At 71.9% G+C, this 17,667-nt stretch carries 20 protein-coding genes; 3 read left to right on the forward strand and 17 right to left on the reverse strand.

Features of this window, described 5'->3' with window-relative positions; genetic code table 11:
* Positions 1–65 precede the first annotated feature (65 nt).
* The 15 genes from LIV37_RS13605 to LIV37_RS13675 form a co-directional block, all read right to left on the reverse strand.
* A complete protein-coding gene (locus tag LIV37_RS13605) occupies positions 66–845 on the reverse strand; it encodes an exodeoxyribonuclease III (protein WP_020867698.1) in 780 nt (259 codons plus the stop codon).
* Between the two features lie 42 nt (positions 846–887).
* Positions 888–1,535, reverse strand: a complete 648-nt coding sequence (locus LIV37_RS13610; protein WP_121826065.1) for an MBL fold metallo-hydrolase — start codon at positions 1,533–1,535, stop codon at positions 888–890.
* A gap of 37 nt (positions 1,536–1,572) precedes the next feature.
* Complete coding sequence (gene pcaDC, locus LIV37_RS13615; protein WP_020867700.1) at positions 1,573–2,859, reverse strand: bifunctional 3-oxoadipate enol-lactonase/4-carboxymuconolactone decarboxylase PcaDC; 1,287 nt, start codon at positions 2,857–2,859, stop codon at positions 1,573–1,575.
* Between the two features lie 65 nt (positions 2,860–2,924).
* A complete protein-coding gene (locus LIV37_RS13620; protein ID WP_020867701.1) occupies positions 2,925–3,566 on the reverse strand; it encodes a hypothetical protein in 642 nt (213 codons plus the stop codon).
* Positions 3,563–4,717, reverse strand: a complete 1,155-nt coding sequence (locus tag LIV37_RS13625) for an ROK family glucokinase (protein WP_020867702.1) — start codon at positions 4,715–4,717, stop codon at positions 3,563–3,565. Before LIV37_RS13625 ends, LIV37_RS13620 begins: the two co-directional genes overlap by 4 nt.
* 306 nt (positions 4,718–5,023) lie before the next feature.
* Positions 5,024–5,881 (reverse strand): ATP-binding cassette domain-containing protein, encoded by an 858-nt coding sequence (locus tag LIV37_RS13630; protein WP_020867703.1) that lies wholly within the window; start codon positions 5,879–5,881, stop codon positions 5,024–5,026.
* The gene (locus LIV37_RS13635) at positions 5,878–6,930 is read right to left on the reverse strand and encodes an ABC transporter permease (RefSeq protein ID WP_020867704.1); all 1,053 of its coding nucleotides are present in this window, start codon (positions 6,928–6,930) and stop codon (positions 5,878–5,880) included. Before LIV37_RS13635 ends, LIV37_RS13630 begins: the two co-directional genes overlap by 4 nt.
* Positions 6,927–7,916 carry a sugar ABC transporter substrate-binding protein gene (locus LIV37_RS13640; protein WP_020867705.1) on the reverse strand — a complete coding sequence of 330 codons (990 nt, stop codon included), beginning with the start codon at positions 7,914–7,916 and terminating at the stop codon, positions 6,927–6,929. The genes LIV37_RS13635 and LIV37_RS13640 overlap by 4 nt, the downstream gene beginning before the upstream one ends.
* A 247-nt stretch (positions 7,917–8,163) precedes the next feature.
* Positions 8,164–8,931 (reverse strand): GntR family transcriptional regulator, encoded by a 768-nt coding sequence (locus LIV37_RS13645; RefSeq protein ID WP_020867706.1) that lies wholly within the window; start codon positions 8,929–8,931, stop codon positions 8,164–8,166.
* A 265-nt stretch (positions 8,932–9,196) separates the two neighbouring features.
* Positions 9,197–9,856 carry a DUF1700 domain-containing protein gene (locus tag LIV37_RS13650; RefSeq protein ID WP_020867707.1) on the reverse strand — a complete coding sequence of 220 codons (660 nt, stop codon included), beginning with the start codon at positions 9,854–9,856 and terminating at the stop codon, positions 9,197–9,199.
* 143 nt (positions 9,857–9,999) lie between these two features.
* Entirely contained in the window at positions 10,000–10,656 is a 657-nt protein-coding gene (locus tag LIV37_RS13655; RefSeq protein ID WP_020867708.1) for a TetR/AcrR family transcriptional regulator, read from the reverse strand.
* Between the two features lie 118 nt (positions 10,657–10,774).
* Positions 10,775–11,635, reverse strand: coding sequence for a transporter substrate-binding domain-containing protein (locus LIV37_RS13660; RefSeq protein ID WP_020867709.1), 861 nt, complete (start codon positions 11,633–11,635; stop codon positions 10,775–10,777).
* Between the two features lie 200 nt (positions 11,636–11,835).
* Complete coding sequence (locus LIV37_RS13665; protein ID WP_020867710.1) at positions 11,836–12,489, reverse strand: bifunctional 4-hydroxy-2-oxoglutarate aldolase/2-dehydro-3-deoxy-phosphogluconate aldolase; 654 nt, start codon at positions 12,487–12,489, stop codon at positions 11,836–11,838.
* 218 nt (positions 12,490–12,707) lie between these two features.
* Positions 12,708–13,676: a sugar kinase gene (locus LIV37_RS13670; protein ID WP_121825502.1), complete on the reverse strand. Its 969-nt coding sequence runs from the start codon at positions 13,674–13,676 to the stop codon at positions 12,708–12,710.
* Positions 13,677–13,923: 247 nt separating this feature from the next.
* Positions 13,924–14,352, reverse strand: a complete 429-nt coding sequence (locus LIV37_RS13675) for a ribonuclease (RefSeq protein WP_020867712.1) — start codon at positions 14,350–14,352, stop codon at positions 13,924–13,926.
* 169 nt (positions 14,353–14,521) lie between these two features.
* Between LIV37_RS13675 and LIV37_RS13680 the strand changes: the two genes are divergently transcribed.
* Entirely contained in the window at positions 14,522–15,199 is a 678-nt protein-coding gene (locus tag LIV37_RS13680) for a helix-turn-helix domain-containing protein (RefSeq protein WP_020867713.1), read from the forward strand.
* 14 nt (positions 15,200–15,213) lie between these two features.
* Entirely contained in the window at positions 15,214–15,411 is a 198-nt protein-coding gene (locus LIV37_RS13685; protein ID WP_243146344.1) for a DUF6126 family protein, read from the forward strand.
* 23 nt (positions 15,412–15,434) lie between these two features.
* Here the strand turns inward: LIV37_RS13685 and LIV37_RS13690 are convergent, their stop codons facing one another.
* The gene (locus LIV37_RS13690) at positions 15,435–16,265 is read right to left on the reverse strand and encodes an AIM24 family protein (RefSeq protein ID WP_020867715.1); all 831 of its coding nucleotides are present in this window, start codon (positions 16,263–16,265) and stop codon (positions 15,435–15,437) included.
* A gap of 170 nt (positions 16,266–16,435) precedes the next feature.
* On the opposite strand from LIV37_RS13690, the gene LIV37_RS13695 reads away from it, so the two are divergent.
* On the forward strand, positions 16,436–17,293 hold the full coding sequence (locus tag LIV37_RS13695) for an SCO6745 family protein (RefSeq protein ID WP_020867716.1): 858 nt from the start codon (positions 16,436–16,438) through the stop codon (positions 17,291–17,293).
* A 123-nt stretch (positions 17,294–17,416) separates the two neighbouring features.
* On the opposite strand, the gene LIV37_RS13700 is transcribed toward LIV37_RS13695, so the two are convergent.
* A complete protein-coding gene (locus LIV37_RS13700) occupies positions 17,417–17,632 on the reverse strand; it encodes an EF-hand domain-containing protein (protein ID WP_214663436.1) in 216 nt (71 codons plus the stop codon).
* Positions 17,633–17,667: the final 35 nt, after the last annotated feature.

The following is a 17,667-nucleotide window of genomic DNA, read 5'->3' on the forward strand; positions in this document are numbered from 1 at the left end:
CGGGTAGGGGGAGCCCCGGGGGCCCGGGGTGGCTCCCCTCCTCGCCAGGGCCTCCCGCCGCCGGGTCACACCTCCAGGTCGACGACGACCGGGGCGTGGTCGGAGGCGCCCTTGCCCTTGCGCTCCTCGCGGTCCACATACGCGTCGCCGACCGCCTTGGCGAACGTCTCGTTCCCGTAGACCAGGTCGATGCGCATGCCGCGGTTCTTGGGGAAGCCCAGCTCGCGGTAGTCCCAGTAGGTGAAGGGGCGGTCGTACTTCAGCGGCCGGGGCACCACGTCCGAAAGACCCGATTCGCGCAGCGCCGCCAGGGCCTCCCGCTCCAGGTCGGTCACATGGGTCAGGCCGTCGAAGGCGGAGCGGTCCCAGACGTCCTCGTCGGTCGGCGCCACATTGAAGTCGCCGAGGACCGCGAAGGGGCGCTCACCGGCCGCGTCCCCGGCGAGGGTCGTGCGCAGCGCCTCCAGCCAGCGCAGCTTGTAGTCGTAGTGGGGGTGGCCGATCTCCCGGCCGTTGGGCACATAGACCGACCAGAGGCGGACCGGGCCGCAGGTGGCGCCTATCGCCCGCGGCTCCTGACCGCCGTCGTAGTCCGGGCCGCCGGGGAGGCCCACGGTGACGTCCGCGAGCCCGGCCTTGGAGAGCAGCGCCACTCCGTTCCACCGGCCGGTGGCGTTGACCGCGGCCTCGTAGCCGAGCTCACGCAGCGGCTCGTACGGAAAGGCGGACTCGGCGCACTTGGTCTCCTGGACGCACAGGACGTCCGTGCCGCTGCTCTCCAGCCAGGCCAGCAGCCGGGGCAGCCGGGCGGTGATCGAATTGACGTTCCAGGTCGCGATGCGCATAGGGCACAACCTACATCCCGGCTCTGACAGCCGGCCCGGCCCTCAGAGGGTGAGGGATTCGCCCGGGGTCAGCCGCAGATGCTCGGCGCCTTCCGTGCCGGGGCCCTCGGGTCCGAGCATCCGGCCGTAGACCGTGTGCGCGACGTCGGACAGCAGGGCGTCGTGGATGTCGACGGCCCGGCGCGGGCCGACCGCGCGGACGTAGTCGAGGATCTCGGCGAACTTGTTCCAGGGGGCGTGCACCGGCAGCATCAGCGTGTCCACCCGCCGCCCGGCGGGCACGGTAAGGGCGTCGCCGGGGTGGAAGAGCACGCCGTCCAGCAGATAGCCCACATTGGTGATCCGCGGGATGTCGGGGTGGATGACGGCGTGCAGCTGGCCGTGGACCTCGATGTCGAATCCCACCGCGTTGAAGCTGTCGCCCTCCCCGATGGTGTTCACCCGCCCGGGGAACGCCGCGGAGATGTGGTGGGAGACGCTGCGGAGCGTCCAGATCTGGGCGGCGGGGTTGGCGTCGAGCGCCGTGCGCAGCCGCTCCTCGTCGAAGTGGTCGAAGTGCTCGTGGGTGACCAGGATCGCGTCCGCGCCGACCGCGGCGTCCGCCTCGCTGAAGGCCCCGGGGTCGATGACGAGCGTCTGCCCGTCCTTCTCGATCCGGACGCAGGCATGGCCCTTCTTGGTGAGCTTCATGGAGATCATTGTGCTACCGCGGGCCCTGTTGACCGCACTAGCCTTCCGGGCTCGTCTCCTCGCGGATGATCCGCTGGGCCACGGCGAAGGCGGAGTTCGCCGTCGGCACCCCGCAGTAGACGCCGGTGTGCAGCAGCACCTCCTTGATCTCGGTGGGGGTGAGCCCGTTGCGCAGCGCGGCCCGGGTGTGGAAGGCGAGTTCGTCGAGGTGGCCGCGGGCGGCGAGGGCGGTGAGGGTGACCACGCTGCGGATCCGCCGGTCGATTCCGGGCCGGGTCCACACCTCGCCCCACGCGTAGCGGGTGATGAAGTCCTGGAAGTCGCCGGTGAACTCGTCCGCCAGGGACTGCGCGCGGTCCACATGGGCGTCGCCGAGCACCTCGCGGCGCACCTTGATGCCCTGGTCGTACGCGTCGGCGCGGGCGTCCAGCAGCGGTTCGGGCACGTTGTGGCCGTACTCAACGACCTCGGCGCCGGGCGGCATGGGCGAGAGCACGGGTTTGGGCGGGGGCGCGGGGATCGCGGTCATCCCGGTCGGGTGGTCCGGGCTCTGCCAGGAGCTGGAGAAGTGGCGCACCAGCAGATCGGTGACGGCCATCGGCTGCTCGACGGGGGTGAGATGGGAGGCGCCGGGGACCAGCGCGAGCCGTGCGTCGGCTATCCCGGCGACCAGGACGCGGGCGTCGGCGGCCGGGGTGACCTGGTCGTCGGCACCGGCCACCACGAGGGTGGGGACGCCGATCCGGCTGAGCTCGGCGCGGATGTCAAAGGCGGCGAGGGCCTCGCAGGCGGCGATGTAGCAGCCGGGGTCGGTGGTGCGGACCATCTGGACGGCCCACTCGACGATGGCGGGCTGGGCGGCGGCGAAGCCGGGGGTGAACCAGCGTTCGGGGGTGGCGCGGGCGATCGGGTCGAGGCCGTTGGTGCGGACCACGACGCCGCGCTGCCGGAAGGAGTCGGCGGTGCCGAAGCGCGGGGAGGCGGAGACGAGGGCGAGTGAGCCCACTCTATGGGGATGTCGCAGGGCGAGTTCGGCGCCGATGGCCCCGCCGATCGAGCAGCCCGCGTAGCCGAAGCGCTCGACGCCGAGCTGGTCGAGGGTGGCCAGCAGCCGGGCGGCCAGCTCGGCCACGGAGGGGGCCGGATGGGCGGGGGCGCCGCCGTGGCCGGGGAGGTCGAAGCGGAGGACGCGCCAGTGGCGGGAGAGCTCGGGTATCTGGCGGTCCCACATATGCCAGGTGGTGCCCAGCGACGGTCCGAGGACGAGCACGGGCCCGTCCTCGGGGCCGTCGGTCCGGTACTGAAGTGTCTTCGTCTCGCTCACCCGAAAACGGTATCCGACACGGGTGACGGGGTTTTCGGGCGCGATGCACCCAGGATGTGAAGGCCTTACGGCGTGACCGTGGAGACCACGTAAACCTTCGGATGCGCGGGGTTATCGAACTTGACCGTGATCCTCAGCTTGGGTTGCGGATCTTTCTGCTTGATGACCATCCCCGCCCAGTCGTGACCGGGCGCTCCGACCTGCCAACCGACCTTCTTCGCCTGCCCCTTGGTGATGGTCACCTCGCCCTTGTCCAGGGCGGAGCGGCGGGTGCCGAGCTTGGTCAGGAAGGAGTCCAGGCCGTTGCCGGACGTGACGAACTGCACGTACAGCGAGCTGACCTTCCAGGAGTTGGTCTCGTAGAAGGCGACCTTCTTGGAGTAGGGCGGCACCGGCACGTCGTATATGCGCCGCTGCACCCGGGTCGGGTAGCCCGCGCTGAGGCCCTTGGCCGACGCCGCCTCCGCCTTGTCCTCACCGCCGTTGCGGCTCTGGAGGGCGGAGATCACCAGATAACCCGCCGGGATCGCGATCAGCAGGAAGACGACCACGGCCTTGAGCCAGCGGCGGGGCGGACGGCCGCCACCGGGCATGGGGCCGCCGGACGTGGGGCCGCCCGGTGTGGGGCCGCCCGGTGTGGGCCCGCCGGGGCGCATACCGTCGGCCGGGGGCATCGCGGCGCCGGGCCGCTGGTCGGCGGCGGTCATTCGCGGCCTGCCTGGCTGCGCGGCGCCAGCCGCAGCGGGGAGGAGGACCCGGCGCGCTCGTACCGCTCGACGCGGCGGCGGTTGGCGCGGCGGAAGCGGCGGGCGACCAGCCGGGCGAGGTCGGCGGCGCCGACCATCCCGGCCTCGGGGCCCAGCTGCGCCTTGACGATCCGGGCCTCCGGCCGGTAGCCGCGGCCGGTGAGGGTGCGCCGGAAGGCGTTCCTGGCGGGGTCGATCAGCAGGTCGTCGGCGGCGCTGACGCCGCCGCCGATGACGAAGCAGGAGGGGTCGAGGGCGGCGGCGAGATTGGCGATGCCGACGCCGAGCCACTGGCCGATGTCCTGGAGCAGTTCGACGCACATGGCGTCGCCCTGGCGGGCCAGCTCGGTGATCAGCGGCCCGGTGATCTCCTGGATGTTGCCGCCGACCCGGTCGTTGATCCCGTACGCCACCGGCGATTCGGCGGCGGCCAGTTCACGGGCCTCGCGGACCAGGGCGTTGCCGGAGCTGTACTGCTCCCAGCAGCCGCGGTTGCCGCACGGGCAGCGGTGGCCGGCCGGCACGACCTGCATATGGCCGAACTCCCCGGCGACCCCGTACTTGCCGCGCTTGACCTGGCCGTCCTCCAGGATCGCGCCGCCGATCCCGGTGCCGAGGGTGATCATGACGAGATGGTCCTCGTCGCGTCCGGCGCCGAACCGCCACTCCGCCCACGCGGCGGCGTTGGCGTCGTTGTCGACCAGGACCGGGACGGCGAGCCGCTCGGCGAGCCGGTCGCGCAGCGGTTCGTTGCGCCAGGACAGGTGCGGGGCGAACAGCACGCGGTTGCGGTCGGCGTCCACCCAGCCCGCGGCGCCGATGCCCACGGCGTGCACATCGTGCCGGTCGGAGAGGTCGAGCACCAGCTCGGTGATGGTGTCCTCGACGACCTTGGGGCTCTTGGACTTGTCCGGCGTCTCGGTGCGCAGCTTCTCGAGGATGTTGCCGTCGGCGTCGACGACCCCGGCCATCACCTTGGTGCCGCCGATGTCGATGCCGACCGTGGGCACCCGGGGCGCGCTGAGGTGCGAGCGGCGCTCACGGGTGCCGACGGTCCGCAGCACGGTGGCCCGGGCCGAGCCCCGGTGCACTCGTTCGCGGTAGATGCTCATCGGCCGGCCCCCTCGCCGGTGTGGGGGGTGCGGTCGCTGCGGGTACGTGCTCGCAAGAGTTCGTCGTCCCTGCGGGGGTCTCGGGAGGCCGCGGGGCCTCGGGTGCGTCGGTCGTGGCGGGTGTGGCCCGCCGTGCGATTGTGCCTCACCCGCGCCTCATGCCGCATGGTGAGCCTACGGCGCGTGGCCCCCGGGAAGCACCGGAACACGGCCGACGACCCGGCCGCGCGGCCCTTGGCGGCCCCGCTCAGCCCATGGCGGCCCCGCTCAGCCCTTGGCGACCTCTCTCAGCCCTTGGCGACCCCCTCAGCCCTTGGCGACCCCTCCCGACAGATCGGGGGCGGGGGTGCGGGCCAGCTCATGGCTGAGCTGCTCCAGCTCGCTGCCGCCCGCCATCTGCCGGGTGAGTTCCTCCAGCGCGATCCCGTCCTTGGCGTGGCTGCCCGCCATGGCGCCGCGCTTGAGCAGCACGAAGCGGTCGCCGACGAGATAGGCGTGGTGCGGGTTGTGGGTGATGAGGACCACGCCGAGGCCGGCGTCCCGGGCGGCCGCGACGTACTTGAGCACGACGCCGGACTGCTTGACGCCCAGCGCCGCCGTGGGCTCGTCCAGGATGAGCACCTTCGCGCCGAAGTGGACGGCGCGGGCGATGGCCACGCACTGGCGCTGACCGCCGGACAGGGTGCCGATGGGCTGGTCGACATCGCGCAGATCGATGCCCATGCGCAGCAGTTCGCGGTGGGTCGTGGTACGCATCGCCTCCACGTCGAGGCGGCGGAGCGGTCCGCGGCCCTTGTGGATCTCCGAGCCCAGGAAGAAGTTCCGCCACACCGGCATCAGCGGGACCACGGCCAGGTCCTGGTAGACGGTGGCGATCCCGCGGTCGAGGGCCTCGCGCGGGGAGCCCAGCCGGGTCTCCTCCCCCTCGATGGCGAGGGTGCCGCCGTCGTGCTGGTGCAGCCCCGCGACGATCTTGATGAGGGTGGACTTGCCCGCGCCGTTGTCCCCGAGGACGCAGGTGATCTCCCCGGCGTGCACCTCGAGGGAGACGCCCTCCAGGGCCTTGACGTTGCCGTAGTACTTGCTGATGTCGCTGAGCGCGATCAGGGCGGCCCGGGACGCCTGAGATGCCTGAGATGCCTTGGATATCCGGGACGCACTCATTTGCTCTCCTCCGCCCGCTTGCGGACCCACCAGTTGAGCAGCGTGGCGAGCAGCAGCATCGCCCCGAGGAAGAACTTGAACCAGTCGGCGCCCCACTGCGCGTAGACGATGCCCTTGTTGGTCATGCCGAAGATGAACGCGCCGACGGCGGCGCCGACCGCCGAGCCGTAGCCGCCGGTCAGCAGACAGCCGCCGATGACCGCCGCGATGATGTAGAGCAGCTCATTGCCCACGCCCTCGCCGGACTGGACCACGTCGTAGTTGAACAGCAGATGCTGGCCGGAGATCCAGGCGGCCAGCGCGACGCCCAGATAGAGGCCGATCTTGGTGCGCTCCACGGGCACGCCGACCGCGCGGGCCGCCTCCTTGGCGCCGCCCACCGCGAAGATCCAGTTCCCGGCGCGGGTGCGCAGCAGGATCCAGGTGGCGAGCGCGATCAGGGCGAACCACCACAGGACGGTGATCTGCACTTCGACGTCCCCGATGGTCAGATGCGAGGCGAAGACCTTCTGGGCGGAGGGGAAGCCCTCCATGTCGGAGATGCTCTTGGTGGAGACGGTGTCGCTGATCAGCTTGGTGAAGCCGAGATTGCAGCCCTGGAGGATCAGGAAGGTGCCGAGGGTGATGATGAAGCTCGGCAGATTGGTGCGGACCAGCAGATAGCCGTTGAAGAAGCCGATCGCGAGGGTGGCCAGCAGGGACACCCCGACGCCGACCCACACGTTCGCCGTCATCTGGTACGAGAACATCGAGGAGATCAGCGCCGAGCTGGTCACCAGGACCCCGGTCGACAGATCGAACTCCCCGCCGATCATCAGCAGCGCCACCGGCACCGCCATGATCCCGATGGTCGAGGAGGCGTACAGCACGGTGCTGAAGCTGGACCACTGCAGGAACGCGTCGGCGACGGCCGAGAAGAAGACGAAGACGGCGACGGCGCCGACGACCGCGCCCAGCTCCGGACGGCCCACCAGCCGGCGCGGCAGCGAGCCGCGCACCGGCCGCGGGCTGGAGAGCGTCTCCTCGGCGGGCGGTGCCTCCGCGCTCATCGGGTCCCCCGCTTCGTGTACGACGCGAGCTCGGCGGCGTCGTCCTTGGTGATGATCTGCGGACCGGTGAGCACCGGCTTGCCGCCACCGAGCACATCGGCGTTGTAGCGGTTGAGCCACAGCAGATCCACGGCCTCATAGCCCTGGAGATACGGCTGCTGGTCCACGGCGAAGCCCAGCTTGCCGCTCTGGAGCGAGGCGGCCACCTTGGCGTTGAGGTCGAAGGTGTCGATCTCGGCCTTGCTGCCCGCCTGGTCGGCGGCCTTGGCGGCGGTGTCCGCGAAGGGCGCGCCGAGGGTCAGCACGGTGTCGATGCCCTTGTCCGACTGGAGCTTGGCCTCGATCGAGGACTGCACATCGGGCATGTTGGTGCCCTCGACGTAGATCTTCTCCATCTTGCCGTCGAAGGTCTTGGCCGCGCCGTCGCAGCGCTGCTCGAGGCCGACGTTGCCCTGCTCGTGGATCACGCACAGCGCCTTCTTCTGGCCCCGCTTGCCGAGCTCGTCGCCGACGGCCTCGCCCGCGATGGTCTCGTCCTGGCCGACGTGGGTGAGCGCGCCGAACGCCTTGGACACCTCGGCGCCGGAGTTGACGGTGATCACCGGTATCCCGGCCTTGCGGGCCTTCTTCACCACGGACTTCATGGCGTCGGGCTTGGCGAGGGTGACGATCAGGCCGTCGACCTTCTGGTCGATGTAGGACTGGACCAGCTGGGCCTGCTCCTTGCCCTCCTCGTTGTGGGCGTAGAGGAACTTGATGTTGTCCTTGACCGCGGCCTGCTTGGCGCCGCTCTGCACGATGTCCCAGAAGGTGTCCCCGTCTCCGGAGTGGGTGACCATCGCGAAGGTCCACTTCGGGGTGTTGACCGCCGCCCGTCCCCCGGCGGCCGCCTCCCGGGCGGCCCGCTCCTCGGCCCGCTTGCCGCCCGTATCGCTGCAGCCCGCCAACGCCGTACCCAGCACCGCCGCGAGCACGGCGGCGGTCATCGCGCGTGCCCCTCTCCGCACCGTCGCCACGAAGACCCGCCCTTCTCACTGTCTGTTCGTCCCGTTGTCACCTTCGCGGCCGGGCACCGCATGATCGGTCCCGGCCGCCGCCCAAGTATCCGTCACCGGTCGTCGCCGGGGCTGCCGGGGTGGGCGGGGCCCGGCGCCCGTACGGCTTGAGGACTTGTAGCCGGGGACGCGGGACACGTCAAGGACAAAGGGTGCGGCACAAGGCGCGAGGCAGCGCTCAGGGGCGTACGAGCAGCTGGAACTCGAAGGCGTAGCGCGAGGCCCGGTAGGTGTGCGAGCCGAACTCCACGGCCCGGCCGGTGTCGTCGAAGGTCGTGCGCTCCATGGTCAGCAGCGGCGCACCCGCCGGCTCCCCGAGCTGCTCCCCCTCCTCGGCGGTGGCCGCGCGGGCGCCCACCGCCTGGCGGGCGCTGTGCAGGGTGATCCCGGCCGCGCGCATCAGCCGGTAGAGCCCGGTGTCCTCCAGCTCGGCGCTGTCCAGCTTGAGCAGGCCCACCGGGAGGTGGTTGCGCAGATGGGCCATGGGCTCGCCGTGCGCCAGCCGCAGCCGCTCGATCAGCACCACCTCTTCGCCCTCGGCGACGCCGAGGGCGGCGGCGACCTGGGCGGTCGCGGGCTCGGTGGTGTTCCGCAGCACCTGGGTGGCGGGGCGCTGGCCGGCCGCCTCCAGGTCGTCGTAGAGGCTGCTCAGCTCAAGCGGGCGCTTGACCTGGCTGTGCACGACCTGCGTGCCCACGCCCCGGCGGCGCACCAGCAGCCCCTTGTCGACCAGCGACGAGATGGCCTGCCGGACGGTGGGGCGGGACAGCCCGAGCCGCCCGGCCAGCTCGATCTCATTGCCCAGCAGGCTCCCGGGCGCCAGCCGCCCCTGCTCGATCGCCGCCTCGAGCTGCTGGGACAGCTGGAAGTACAGCGGGACCGGACTGCTGCGATCGACGCTGAGCTGGAGCGTCTCCGCCCCGCCCGAAGCGTCTTCTTCCTCCATAGCCACGCGCCGAGGGTATCCGGATGAGCACATGACGGGAAGTCGTGAAGTTCTGTTGTCAGGACAAAGTACGCACAGGTGATCAGTCGGAACCGACAACGCTGTCAGCTGTCACGGCCACTGCCGCCCGCCGCCGTCCGCCCCCAGCCAGCACCGGGAGCCGTGCCCCGGCCCGACGGGGGCTTCGCCGCGTGGGGGGGGAAGCCTCGGTATGCGGCTCCGCCGCGCGGTCCGTCGGACGCCCCCTAGCCGCCGCCCGCCGGCGTCACGCGCCCGCCTGTTCGCGCAGCCGGGCCGCGGACCGGGCCAGCCGTATCGCGCCGACCACCGGCAGGGTGAGCGCTATCAGCAGAGAGGCCACGAACGCGGGGGCGCTGATTCCGTCGAACGCCAGGGAGAGCGCCACCGCCAGCACCGGCACCGTCAACAGGGGCGACAGGACGAACAGTGTGGCCTGCCGCTTCTCGCGCCGGGCCCATGGCGCGGACCGCCACAGCCGGACGAGCGCGCCGAGGGCGGCGACCAGCCCCAGGGGTATGCCCACGCCCGGGACCAGGCACAGCGGTACGGGCAGCACGGCGAGGCCGAGCGTCACCCAGGTGGCACCGGCGTCCTCCGGCTCCGGCGGAATGCTGCCGGACTCCTCGGCCAGCGCGTCCGCCGCGATCTCCTCCGGGGTTCCGATCCAGTCGAGCACCTGCCGCACCCGCTCATCTCCGATCGCGCCATCACCGATCGCGCAATCGCCGTCCCCGGCGGCGTCCCCGGCGGCGTCCTCGGCGGGGTCGTCCGCGAGCGCCGCCGCGATCTCCTCGCGCAGATCCTCCAGCAGTTCCTCCCGCCACGCGGCGGGAAGCGCCGCGGTCCGCCGCTCGACCGAGGACAGAAAGGTCCGCACGAGGGGGTGGCTGAGGGGGCTGCTCATGTCGTCTCTCCGGGGGCGAGGAAACGGTCACCGGTCCAGGGCATTACAACCGGCATCCGTCAGCGTGTAGCACCCGCACGAGGGCCGCGCCCGGATTCGCGCAAATGCGCATCCCGCTGTGTGCGACAGGCTAACGGGCCAGGCTAATAGGCCGCCGCTTCCCCCGCGCCACGGGTCATGACCCGGTCCAGTTCGGTCCCGGTGAGCCCGTCGGGCAGCGGGGCGGTGTCGGGGCGGGCGCGCAGACCGTCCAGGACGAGCGCGGCGACACGGCGGGCGGCGCGCCCCCAGGCGTCGGACGGGAGTTGGGCATGGGCGAGCATCGCGCCGGTGACGACGAGGTCGGCGGCGGTGGCGTCGGGGCGGATCGAGCCGTCGCCGACACCCCGCTTCAGGACGGCGGCCAGCGACCGGGAGATCCGCGAACCGAGGGGGTCGGCCTCGTCCGTCAAGAGCGGGCCTGGCGCGCCGAGCAGCGGCAGGGCGAGATGGTGCCGTTCGGCGAGCAGCCCGTGCAGGAAACCGGCCAGCGCGTCCAGCGGCGGTGCCGCGCTGTCCTCGGCCTCCTGGGCGAGGGCGGCCACGAGCTCGTAGGAGCGGTGCACGACGGCCGCGTACAGCTCCTCGCGGTCGGCGAAGTTCCGGTACAGCGTGGCGATGCCGACCCCGGCCTCGCGCGCCACCACGTCCAGCGGCACGGCGGGCCCGTCACGGAGCAGGACCCGCTCGGCCGCGTCGAGGAGGGCGGCACGGTTGGCGACGGCGTCCGAGCGGCGGCGCACGGGCTGGGCGGGACTCATGAGGCCATCTTCCCGCTCCGGGCCCGGCGGAAGCGCGACGGACGCGAGAGTCGTACGGGGATGCCCAGATTTTCAGCCGCCCTGTCGCCTCCGTGTCCGCCGACGCGTCACCGCGGCATCATCGCTTCATCCACTCATCCTCGTACTTCTTGTACGTACCGTCGTGGGTGGCCAGATGGACCCACTGATCGACGTACTCCTTGAACTGGGAGTCGCCGCGCGGCAGTACGTACGCCTTCTCGGAGAAGGAGAACGGCTCGTCGGGGTGGACCGCGCACAGCTCGGGGTGGATGGCGGACTGATAGCGGGTCTCGCTGGCGTCCGTCATCATCACATCGGCACGGCCCGCGATGATCTCGTCGAAGATCGTGGTGTTGTCCGGATGGACGGTGAGGGTGGCCTGTTTGATATGGGCTCGGGCGAACTGCTCATTGGTGCCGCCCGGGTTGACCACGACCCGTACGCCGGGCTGGTCGATCTCCTCCAGCGTCCGGTACTTGTCCTTGTCCTCGCAGCGCACGATCGGCGTCTTGCCGTCGGTGAGGTACGGCTCGCTGAAGGACGCCTTACGGGCGCGGGCCAGGGTCACCGACACCCCGCCCATGCCCACGTCGCAGCGCCCGGCGGCGAGGTCGTCCACGAGGGTGGCCCAGGTGGTGGGCACGTACTTCGGTTTGGCGTCCAGGCTCTCGGCGAGGTCCCCGGCCATCTTGATGTCGATACCGGTGTAGGCCCCGGACTTGGGGTCGCGATGGCTGAAGGGCCGGTAGTCGCCCGTGGTGCACACCCGCAGCACCCCGCGCTCGGGGACCCGGTCCAGCAGGGTGCCGCGCTGCTGCCGGGCGCGGTCGGCGGCGTTCGCCCGCGCCGACTCGGCCTGTGCGGTGGGTTGCGAGGTGGAGCCGACGGCCAGCGCCGAACCGGCGGCGGTGGCGGCGAGCACGGCGGCGAGGGCGGACAGCGTGACGGTACGTCTCACGGCACCTCCTGGGCGCGGGCGGGCGGCCGCTGGTGACGCCTGCGGCGGGCTGCGGAAAGCATCGATACGCGGCTCCGCCGCGTGGCCCGCCGGACACCCCGTAGGAGCCGCGTGATCAACAGCGCTCAGGGTGGCAGAAGTCCCGGCCCACGGGAAGCCGTTGACCACCGGATGGGATACGCGGGAGTCGTGTACCGCCGTCAGTAAGGCTCGTGCGGCGAGTCCAGCGGGGGCGCCACATCCGCGAGGCGGGCCAGCAGTTCGGCGGCGCGCTTGCCCACGGTGTCCCGGTCGCCCTCGGACAGCGCCGAGCCCATTCCGCACGCGACGGCCCCGGCCGCGACCCAGTCCGGGGCCTCGGCCAGGGTCACCCCGCCGGTGGGGACCACGGCGGCCTGTGGCAGCGCGGCCCGTACGTCGCTGACCCATCTGGGCCCGTAGGCGGAGGCGGGGAAGAGCTTCAGGGCGTCCGCGCCCAGCTCCATCGCGCGGACCGCCTCGGTGGGCGTGGCCACGCCGGGGAAGACCGGCAGACCATAGCGGTGGCCGGTGCGGATGACCTCGGGGTCCAGACTCGGCGAGACGAGGAAGCGGGCGCCCGCGTCCACCGCCATCCGGGCCGAGGCGCCATCGAGCACCGTGCCCGCGCCGATCACCGCGTCGTCGCCGACCTCCCGGATCAGGGTGGTGACCGCCTCCAGGGCGAAGGGCGTGGTCAGCGAGATCTCCAGGCTGGTGATACCGGCGGAGAGCAGGCTGTCCGCCGTGGCGTGGGCGTGGTCGTAGCTGTCGCTACGGACGATGGCGAGGACGCGCTGCGCGAGCGCGGCCCGGGTGATCTCCCAGCGGTACACGGCGGTCGCCGCCTTTCCTTTCCCAAGTGCTGCTGGCGATGCCGCTCCGGATTGCCTCCGGGATATGCGGCGGTTTCGGTGTGCGGTGGACGATACGCGGTGCTGTGTGCGCTTGGTGGATCGGTATCTGGGTTGTCCGTCTTACCGGTGCTGCTCTGTGTTGTTGTGACGTGCGCGGCCCCGCCCTCTCCGGGCGGGCCGTGGGTGCCGCGGCCGGTTCAGCGGTATACCGCGTCCCCGCCCTTGGACAGCTCGGCGAGCGCCCGGTCCCGCGCGGCGGCGGTGGGCAGCCCGTCCGTATCGGTGGCGGCCTGGACGACCAGGGCGGCCACGCACGCCGCCTCGGCGAGCGCCTGGTCCTCGTGCAGCCCGCGCAGCCGCGCCGACAGATAGCCGGCCGCGAAGCCGTCACCGGCGCCGATCGGGTCGACGACCGGCACCGCGTGGGGCGACTGGTCCCAGCCGCCGTCCGCGGTGAGGACGGTCGAGGAGTGGTCGGCGCGCTTGATCACGACCTCGGCGGCCCCGCCGCGCAGCAGCTCCCGCGCGGCCTCGTCGGCGGGTTGGGCGGTGAGCAGCTCCAACTCCTCCTCGCCCGCGAGGACGATGTCGGCGTCGCGCAGCAACGGGCCCGCCGTCTGCGCCCACTGCGCCGCGCCGCCCAGCTTGTGCCGTACGTTCGGATCGAAGGACACCTTGGCCCCGGCCGCACGGGCCAGCTCCACCAGGCGGCGGCTCGCGGCCGCCGCGGTCGGCGAGAGCATCGGCGTGATCCCGGACAGATGCAGCAGTTGGGTGCCTTCGAGTGCCTCGGGGCGTATCTGCTCGGGCGTCAGCCGGGAGGCGGCCGAGCCCATGCGGTAGTACTGCACATCGATGGCGCGGTACGCATGGCTGTCCCGCATCAGCAGCCCGGTGGGCGCGTGGTCGTCCACGATCGCGTGGGCGACGTCCACACAGTCGGCGCGCAGCTCGCGCAGCACCGCCTCCCCCGCGGGATCGGCGCCGACCCGGCCGAGCCAGCGCACACCGTGGCCGAGCCGGGCGAGACCCACGGCCACATTGGATTCGGCTCCCGCCACCGACCTGCGGAAATGCACGGCCCGGTCCAGCGGAACCCCGGGCTCGGCGAGCAGGAGAAGCATTGCCTCCCCGCACGTGACCACTTCCGGACCCTTCGCCACCATGCCTCCCCGCGCGTCCGCTGCTAACCGAGACGGTATCGGGAAGCAACGACAATGGCCCGCGCGGGGTTCCCGGGACCTGCGGCCGATACGGGACGGCGTCGGGCGCGGAGGGCGGGCCCAGGGCAGAACGGGAGCGAGGGCGGGAGCGAGGGTGGGGGCGGGCGGACGGTTGGACAGAGCACCGCGGCCGCTGCCCGGTGGGGGCAGCGGCCGCGGTTGCGGGGGGTGGCGGTCTTCGGGGGCCGCGTCAGCAGCCGCGGTCCACCAGGTCGAACGAGGCGTAGTGGTCCGCGGTGTAGTAGTCCTCGTCCGTCTGCTTACCGGTGACGATGCGCCGGGCGCCACGGTCGTCGGAGCCCGGGGTGATCACGGTGTACTCGTGGTAGTAGCCGGAGGACTGGGACGGAAGGACGCCTTCACGGTTCTGGAAGACGGTGCCGTCCTGCGGGAACGGGTAGGGGCCGCCCTTTTCGATCAGGTCCAGGGTGTCATGGGCCTGGGAGGGCAGATCCGAGTAGCAGATGTCGCCAACGGCGGCGATGACCTGCGACGACGCAACGGTCTGCGATGCCGCCGGGGTGACGGCGGTGGCCGCGGTGGCCGCGCCGCCGATGAGCAGCGTCGAGACGAGGGCACCGAGGGCACCGATGCGGGCGATCCGTGGGGGGATTGTCATAGACATAGCATGACGCGCGTAGACGCTGTCGTGTCAATGCCAAGTGACGGCCGTTCTCCGGGAGTTCACAAGAACTGCGCGAAGCGTCAGAAGAGGTAACGGAAACGTAACCTCTTGCCTCTGAGGCAAACTTTTTGCCTCAGAGGTCAAGGCTGGCTATACCGGAGATATGAACCCGCTCCCCCACGGGCTCGCCGAGTGGCCCACGGGCGGACCGGCCGACGGTGACCCCGGCGGACCGTCCGCCGAGCTGCCCACCGTCGCTCCCCGCCTGCGTGACCTGCGGCGACGCAGCGGTCTGACGCTCGAGGCCGCCGCCCATCGGGTCGGGCTCTCCCCCGCGCATCTGTCCCGGCTGGAGACGGGCCGCCGCCAGCCCTCGCTCCCGATGCTGCTGACCCTGGCCCGTACCTACGGAACAACGGTATCCGACCTGCTGGGCGAGGTGCCCGCGGAGCGGGACCCGGTCGTACGGGCCGACCGCATGGAGGCGCAGGAGGCGGGCGGCTGGACCTACTGGCAGGCCGGCGGGTCCGGCCGGGCCATGCAGGCGCTGCGGCTGCACGTACCGGAGCGCTCCGCCGCCCAGGAGGACCTGGTGCGGGTCCACCCCGGCGAGGAGTGGCTCTACGTCCTGGGGGGCCGGCTGCGGCTGACGCTCGGCGAGACCGTGCACGCCCTCTCCGCGGGCGACGCGGCCCACTTCGACTCGCTCACCCCGCACCGCATCGCCGCCGCCTCGCCCGGGGGCGTGGATCTGCTCTTCGTCCACACGCTGCTGCAGAGCGGCGCGGCCGAGCTGTGCCTCGGCGACGCCGTTCGCCGAGGAAGGCCCGGTACGCCATGAAGGACGGGAACGACATGAGTGCGGCCAAGCCGATCGATGCGGCCGCTGCGACCGATGCCCCGATGACCCCCGCGACACCGGCCCGGTCCGGCCCGAACGAGGAGGACCGGGCGCCGATGACCTTCACCGTGCGGGTCTTCATCTACCTCGTGGGCGTCCACTTCATCGCCGCTTTTCTCTTCTTCCTCTTCTACGTGGCGGGCGCGAAATAAGCCTGGGCCCGAGGGCCGGGCCGTCACCCCGCGTGGGTGGAGAACATCCCGCCCGTCGGCCCCTGCTTGTCGCCGCCCTGCGCCTTCTTCAGGGCGTTCGCCAGGCCCTCGATGGTGAGCGACTGGAGGATCACCCGCCCGTTGCCCTCCAGCGTGGCCAGCGACAGCCCCTCACCGCCGAAGACCGCGTTCATCAGCCCCTGGCGGTTGAGCCCGCCGATGCGCTGCACGCCGTACTGGATGCCCTCCTCGAAGGCCACGATGCAGCCCGTGTCGACCTCGATCCGGCCGCCGAAATCGGCCGGGTTGAGATCGATGAAGTTGCCCGCGCCGCAGATGATCACGGTGCCGTGCCCGGCGAACTTCTCCAGGATGAACCCCTCGCCGCCGCTGCGCCCGGTCTTCCCGCCCTGGAAGGCGATCCCGAACTCCACGGTGGACTCGGCCGCCACGAAGGCGTCCTTCTCCGCGAACCACGCCCGCGCCCCGTCCAGCTCCAGCGCCCGCATCTCGCCGGGCAGCACCCCCGCGAAGCCGACGGTGCCCTCGCCACCGGTGGCGGTGAAGTACTGGAACGCCAGCGACTCCCCCGCCAGCGCCCGCTGCCCCACCTGCATCGCGGTGCCCATGGCCTGGCGCAGCATCCCGCCCATGCCACCGCCCGCGCCGCTCCCACCGCTGCCCCCGGCGGCCTGACCGCCGCCCCCGGCGGGCCCGGACAGCCGAGTCTCCATCGTCACGTTCGACGTCTTGAACAGGAACTTTCCGGCCTCGCAGTAGACGGTCTGCCCCGGGTGGAGGGTGCAGACCGCCATCTGCATGGCGTTGCCGACGATCTCTTGCCGCAGGGTCACAGCCGATCTCCTCGAGGGTCGCGTCAGGTGGTGTCAAGTGGTGCCAGGTGCCGTCATAACCGGACATCCGGGTCAACGTCCGACCCGGACCACCAGGTTCCGTGAGCTTGGCACAATGCCAGTCGTGGTCCGGCCCCGGGTCGACGCCGAAGGGAGCAGGGAACATGGCGATGAGCACGAGCGCCGCGACGACCGCCCGCACGATGTGGGCCCTCTACGAGCCGATCCACGCGGTCGCGTACTTCGCCCCGGAAGCCCGGGCCGCGTACGCGGACGCCGGGCTCCGCGGCTTCTGGCGCGGCTACTTCGCGGGCCGTGCCGCGCCTCTCGGGCCGGTCGGACCGGAGCCCGTCGTGGCGTCCTTCTTCACCTTCGCCCCCGCGATGGTGGCCCGAGCCCTGCCCGACGTCTGGTCCCTGGCCGCCCCCGAGCGCGCCCTGGAACTCCGCCGCGCGGGCGCCGCGGCCGCCCTCACCCGGCTGCTCGCCGGGTACGAGCGCGAGGTGGAGCGCGCCACCGAGGCTCTGGTCCCCCGCGCCGCGGGTCTGGACGGCTCCGGCCGGGTGCTGGCCGCCGCGAACGGCGCCCTGGACTTTCCCGACAAACCGGTCGAGCGGCTGTGGCATGCGGCGACCCTGCTGCGCGAGCACCGCGGCGACGGCCATGTCGCGGCCCTCGTCGCCGCCGGTCTCGACGGCTGCGAAGCCCTCGTCCTCCGCTCCGCCGTGGACGTCCCCCGCGCCGAACTCCAGCCCCACCGCGGCTGGACCGACCAGGAGTGGGACGCCGCCGCCCAGCGCCTGACCGACCGCGGCCTACTTACGCCGGACGCCACCGCGACGGAGGCCGGACACGATCTCCTCCGCACGGCCGAGACCGCCACGGACCAGGCGGCGGAACGCCCGTGGCGCCCCCTGACCCCCGAGCAGGCGACAACCCTGGTCCGCCTCCTCACCCCCCTCACCACCGCCTGCGCCACCGCCCTCCGCTTCCCCAACCCGATCGGGCTCCCGAAGCCGACGGGGTGAGCGGTCCTGCCAGGGCGGCACGACAGGGGCGTCCGGGTAGCCGGAAGCTCATAGTCGGCGGTCAGCTTCTCCCGTGACGCGGTGCCACCGTTCTTCGGGCCCACGTCCACGCCCGCCCAACGGTCAGGCCGCGCCGCCCTGCATCGGGGCCCAGAACTCCTCGAACGACATCGTGCCGTCGCCGTCCGCGTCGAGTACGTCGATGAATCGTTGCGCCTGCTCGTCGGTGAGGTGCTCGCCACGCAGCTCGGCGACGACCTGCTGGTATTCCTTGGCGGTTATCTGCCCGTCGGCATCGAGGTCGTACGCATCGAAGACCTTGCGCGCGGCCGCCTTCATGTCCACCACGTGAGTTCGCCCTTCCTCGCTGGATG

Source organism: Streptomyces rapamycinicus NRRL 5491 (assembly GCF_024298965.1).
GTDB lineage: Bacteria > Actinomycetota > Actinomycetes > Streptomycetales > Streptomycetaceae > Streptomyces > Streptomyces rapamycinicus.

Bases quoted from the DNA above. Each gene is read 5' to 3' on its own strand.
- LIV37_RS13605 (WP_020867698.1), bottom strand. From the start codon at position 845: ATGCGCATCGCGACCTGGAACGTCAATTCGATCACCGCCCGGCTGCCC.
- LIV37_RS13610 (WP_121826065.1), bottom strand. From the start codon at position 1,535: ATGAAGCTCACCAAGAAGGGCCATGCCTGCGTCCGGATCGAGAAGGAC.
- LIV37_RS13620 (WP_020867701.1), bottom strand. From the start codon at position 3,566: ATGACCGCCGCCGACCAGCGGCCCGGCGCCGCGATGCCCCCGGCCGAC.
- LIV37_RS13625 (WP_020867702.1), bottom strand. From the start codon at position 4,717: ATGAGCATCTACCGCGAACGAGTGCACCGGGGCTCGGCCCGGGCCACC.
- LIV37_RS13630 (WP_020867703.1), bottom strand. From the start codon at position 5,881: ATGAGTGCGTCCCGGATATCCAAGGCATCTCAGGCATCTCAGGCGTCC.
- LIV37_RS13635 (WP_020867704.1), bottom strand. From the start codon at position 6,930: ATGAGCGCGGAGGCACCGCCCGCCGAGGAGACGCTCTCCAGCCCGCGG.
- LIV37_RS13640 (WP_020867705.1), bottom strand. From the start codon at position 7,916: ATGACCGCCGCCGTGCTCGCGGCGGTGCTGGGTACGGCGTTGGCGGGC.
- LIV37_RS13645 (WP_020867706.1), bottom strand. From the start codon at position 8,931: ATGGAGGAAGAAGACGCTTCGGGCGGGGCGGAGACGCTCCAGCTCAGC.
- LIV37_RS13650 (WP_020867707.1), bottom strand. From the start codon at position 9,856: ATGAGCAGCCCCCTCAGCCACCCCCTCGTGCGGACCTTTCTGTCCTCG.
- LIV37_RS13655 (WP_020867708.1), bottom strand. From the start codon at position 10,656: ATGAGTCCCGCCCAGCCCGTGCGCCGCCGCTCGGACGCCGTCGCCAAC.
- LIV37_RS13670 (WP_121825502.1), bottom strand. From the start codon at position 13,676: ATGGTGGCGAAGGGTCCGGAAGTGGTCACGTGCGGGGAGGCAATGCTT.
- LIV37_RS13675 (WP_020867712.1), bottom strand. From the start codon at position 14,352: ATGACAATCCCCCCACGGATCGCCCGCATCGGTGCCCTCGGTGCCCTC.
- LIV37_RS13680 (WP_020867713.1), top strand. From the start codon at position 14,522: ATGAACCCGCTCCCCCACGGGCTCGCCGAGTGGCCCACGGGCGGACCG.
- LIV37_RS13685 (WP_243146344.1), top strand. From the start codon at position 15,214: ATGAGTGCGGCCAAGCCGATCGATGCGGCCGCTGCGACCGATGCCCCG.
- LIV37_RS13695 (WP_020867716.1), top strand. From the start codon at position 16,436: ATGAGCACGAGCGCCGCGACGACCGCCCGCACGATGTGGGCCCTCTAC.
- LIV37_RS13700 (WP_214663436.1), bottom strand. From the start codon at position 17,632: ATGAAGGCGGCCGCGCGCAAGGTCTTCGATGCGTACGACCTCGATGCC.